The organism is Desulfobacter sp. (assembly GCF_050177295.1).
The window spans coordinates 1-3,657 of record NZ_JBFXHE010000437.1 but is presented as its reverse complement, the minus strand read 5'-3'; the positions used below and the strand labels follow the sequence as shown (position 1 = coordinate 3,657).

Genomic DNA, 3,657 nt, shown 5'->3' with positions numbered 1-3,657 from the left:
GTATCCCGTCTAAAATAATGAAAAATTCAGCAGACCTGCTGCTTGATTGCCTTAAGGCCGGCAGTATGGGGATTAAGATTTCAGGTACGGTCAGCCCTGACATCCGCGCCCTGATGCAACGAAAGGAAACCGTGCTCGAAAGCCAGAGAAAAGGGCTTGCAGGACTTCTTGAAAAGGCTGGGGTAAATATTGTCATGGGCCGGGCGAAAATTGTCTGCCCGGGAAAAGTTGCGGTGGTATCTGACCGGGAACAGCCCATATCCGTGGCGTATGACAAGTTGATCATTGCAGCCGGCACAGTCCCCATGAACGTTCCGGCTTTTCCCTTTGACCATGAAAAAATTTTGTCTTCCAATGATATCCTGTCCCTGGATTACATACCAACGTCTTTAACCATTGTGGGCGGCGGGGTGATCGGGAGTGAATTCGCTTTTATATTCAGTGCCCTTGGCTGTCAGGTGACCATTGTTGAGGCCATGGACAGGGTCCTTCCTTTACCGGGCGTGGACGCGTCCTGTTCAAAGCTGCTGTTGCGGGAGATGAAAAAACGCAAGATCAAAGTGCTTACGGATACAATTGTGACACGGGCTGAAAACAAAAGCAGCGGTCTTGATATTTTTCTGGGTGCCAGTCCATTCATCCAGTCCGCCGGAAAACTGAAAACGCAAATTGCTCAATCCGATGTCATGGCCGTGTGTATCGGCAGAAGTTCTTTGGCAAAAGAGCTGGGCCTTGAAAATATCGGCCTGGAAACAGACAAGGCCGGATGGATTGCCGTGAATGAATATATGCAGACCTGTGTTGACAACGTTTACGCCATTGGTGATATCCTCGGCCCTGCCCATGTGATGCTGGCCCATGTGGCATACCATGAAGGCCTCGTGGCCGCAGCAAATGCCTGCGGACAAACAGGGATGTCCAAAATCGCGATGTCTTATGACGCTGTGCCCGGGGCCATTTTTACCATGCCTGAAATAGGCACGGTGGGATTAACAGAACAACAGGCCCGGGAACAGGGCAAAGAGATTGAAACGGCCGTTGTAAATTTCAGGGCCTTGGGAAAAGCCCATGCCATTGACCAGATTGCAGGAGAGGCGAAAATGATTGTGGAAAAGGGGTCAGGCAAGGTGCTCGGGGTTCATATGACAGGCCCCCATGCAACCGATCTGATTGCCGAGGCCGCCCTGGCCATCCGCAAAGGGCTGACCGCAAAGGATCTGGCGCACACCATCCATGCCCATCCCACCCTGGCTGAAATCATGGGAGAAGCGGCATTAAAAATATTAGGCACCCCGCTGCATGGATAACCCATTGGCTAACTGATGGGCGGATTCACATTGAATTCGCACATTTTATATAACAGGGTTTTATAGGATATTTTTAAAATTTTTGCGGCTTTGGATCGGTTCCACCCCACTTTTTCAAGCACAAAAGTGATCACTTCCTTTTCTACTTTGTCCGAGGCCAGTTTCTTTATTTTTTTCAAAGAGATATCTTCAAACAGTTTTTCCGAACTTGTGGACAGGTCTATAAATTCTGAAATGATTCTCATCCGCTGGTTTCCAGGTTCATTATCAAAGGGAAAAGCAGGCGAATGCAGGGCAGAACCGGCTAATTGCGCCTGAAATTGATCTTCTGAAGACAATGTTTCAGGAGGGGATACGTCGTCAGGCAACTCTTCAAAAATTTTATCCCAGGAATTGAGCACCATCTGTTTTTTTATGCAATTTTGCAACTGGCGCACATTCCCGGGCCAGGGATAACTGCAAAGGCGATCCATGGTTCGGCGGTCAGGCCTTTGTGCCTGGGTTTGAGGGTAGTCTGACAAATATTTTTTAAAGTAATACTCAATCAAAGCCGGAATATCCTCCGGACGTTTGCGAAGGGGTGGAATATCTATTTTAATAATATTAAGCCGGTAAAAAAGATCTTCTCTAAAGGTTTTGTCTTTTATTTTTTTTTCAAGGCACTGGTTGGTTGCCGCAATTATCCATACATCTGTTTTAAAATCCTGGTCAGATCCCAGGGGAGAAAACTCCCCGCTTTGGAGCACATGGAGCATTTTGGACTGAAGGGCAAGGGGCATATCCCCGATTTCGTCAAGAAAAAGAACTCCCTTGTGTGCAGTTAAAAATTTTCCGTAGCGTTTTTTATGGGCCCCGGTAAAAGCGCCTTTTTCATAGCCGTAAAGTTCTGATTCAAGAAGGGTTTCAGGCAAGGCAGCACAATTTATTTTTACAAAATTATTTTCAGACCGATTCGATTCAGCGTACAGATTGCGGGCAACCACTTCTTTTCCAACACCGGTTTCTCCTGTAATCAGGATGTTCAGGCAGGTTTTGGCCACATGGTTGATCAGTTCCTTGATCTTCAGCATAGGGATGGAGACGCCTATCAGCGGAGTGGGTGAAATCATATCTTAATAACGCTCTCTTTTTTCTAATCTTCTGTACAGCCTAAAAGTTCGGCAACTTTGCGTTCAATTTTAAACAGGTCAACCGGTTTGAAAATAACGATATCAGCCCGGGCTTCGGAAGCCAGGGCCCCGGGGTAATCCCCATGCCCGGTCATGGCAATGGTTTTAATATCAGGGAATTCATTTTTGACAATGGAAATCAGCCCCACACCAGTGATGTTAGGCATAACAAGGTCTGTGATCAGGCAAAGGAAATAATTGGGTTTATCCCGCAGAATTTTTAAAGCAGCAAATCCGTCCGCCGCTGTCTTAACCTCATACCCAAGGGAGTTAAAAAATTCATAAAAAGTAGACAAAATATCTTCGTTATCGTCCACGATCAGAAGTCGAGCCGGATTTGCCATATCAGCCTCTTTGTCAATGAAAATGAATAATGCTTTACGTCCATATCTCAATTTTCTTGGTATATGCAAGGGAAAAAAATATGGGTGTGAAAAAAATATCCAGTTCATCGAACAAAACAGGAAACAGAAAAATGGACGGTTTTAACTGTCTTGCCTAAAAACAATATTCATATTATAAAATCGGTCTGTACTTGGCCTGATAAAATTTCAGGTATCAGGCAGAAAATTTCTGCTGTTTTACAATTGTTAGACTCAAATATATAGCAACAAGGAAATTCAATGAAAAAATCAATTATCAGGGGATCCGGCTTCTTTGTTCCGCCCCATATTGTCACCAATAAAGACCTGACCGAATTTATGGACACTTCCGATGAATGGATCCGCCAGCGCACCGGCATCCACCAACGCCACTGGGTCACCGAAGATGATATTTGCGGTGCATCGGATCTGGGCACCCAGGCAGCCCGCATGGCACTGGACAAAGCGGGTTGGCGCCCCAATGATCTAGATTTTATTATTTTTGCCACCCTAAGTCCGGATATCATGTTCCCGGGAGGCGGGTGTCTTCTGGCGCGAAATCTTGAGCTTGATTCCACACCAGCCCTGGATATTCGCCAGCAATGCACCGGATTTTTGTACGGATTTGCCACGGCAGATTCCTATATCAAATCCGGTCTTGCCTCAAAGGTTCTTCTGGTGGGCGCTGAAGTGCATTCCACTGGCCTTGACAAAACCACCCGGGGCAGGGATGTGACGGTGATTTTCGGTGATGGGGCAGCTGCCATATGTATCGAAGCCGTTGACACGGATGAAAATGTGGGTCTTATTGCCTCTGCA

Annotated in this window: 4 protein-coding genes; 2 read left to right on the top strand and 2 right to left on the bottom strand. The window is 46.5% G+C overall.

The features are described from left to right. Positions 1 to 1,307 (top strand): dihydrolipoyl dehydrogenase family protein (locus tag AB7U36_RS20605; RefSeq protein WP_428161503.1); only part of this gene is annotated, 1,307 nt, incomplete at its 5' end. Positions 1,308 to 1,315: 8 nt separating this feature from the next. Here the strand turns inward: AB7U36_RS20605 and AB7U36_RS20600 are convergent. Continuing rightward, positions 1,316 to 2,416: a sigma-54 interaction domain-containing protein gene (locus tag AB7U36_RS20600; RefSeq protein WP_428161502.1), complete on the bottom strand. Its 1,101-nt coding sequence runs from the start codon at positions 2,414 to 2,416 to the stop codon at positions 1,316 to 1,318. 23 nt (positions 2,417 to 2,439) lie between these two features. Next, positions 2,440 to 2,820 carry a response regulator gene (locus tag AB7U36_RS20595; protein ID WP_428161501.1) on the bottom strand — a complete coding sequence of 127 codons (381 nt, stop codon included), beginning with the start codon at positions 2,818 to 2,820 and terminating at the stop codon, positions 2,440 to 2,442. A 279-nt stretch (positions 2,821 to 3,099) separates the two neighbouring features. Between AB7U36_RS20595 and AB7U36_RS20590 the strand changes: the two genes are divergently transcribed. Further along, positions 3,100 to 3,657 (top strand): 3-oxoacyl-ACP synthase III family protein (locus tag AB7U36_RS20590; RefSeq protein ID WP_428161500.1); only part of this gene is annotated, 558 nt, incomplete at its 3' end.

Excerpts from the sequence above, each read along its gene's own strand:
- AB7U36_RS20595 (WP_428161501.1), bottom strand. The coding sequence starts at position 2,820 with ATGGCAAATCCGGCTCGACTTCTGATCGTGGACGATAACGAAGATATT.
- AB7U36_RS20600 (WP_428161502.1), bottom strand. The coding sequence starts at position 2,416 with ATGATTTCACCCACTCCGCTGATAGGCGTCTCCATCCCTATGCTGAAG.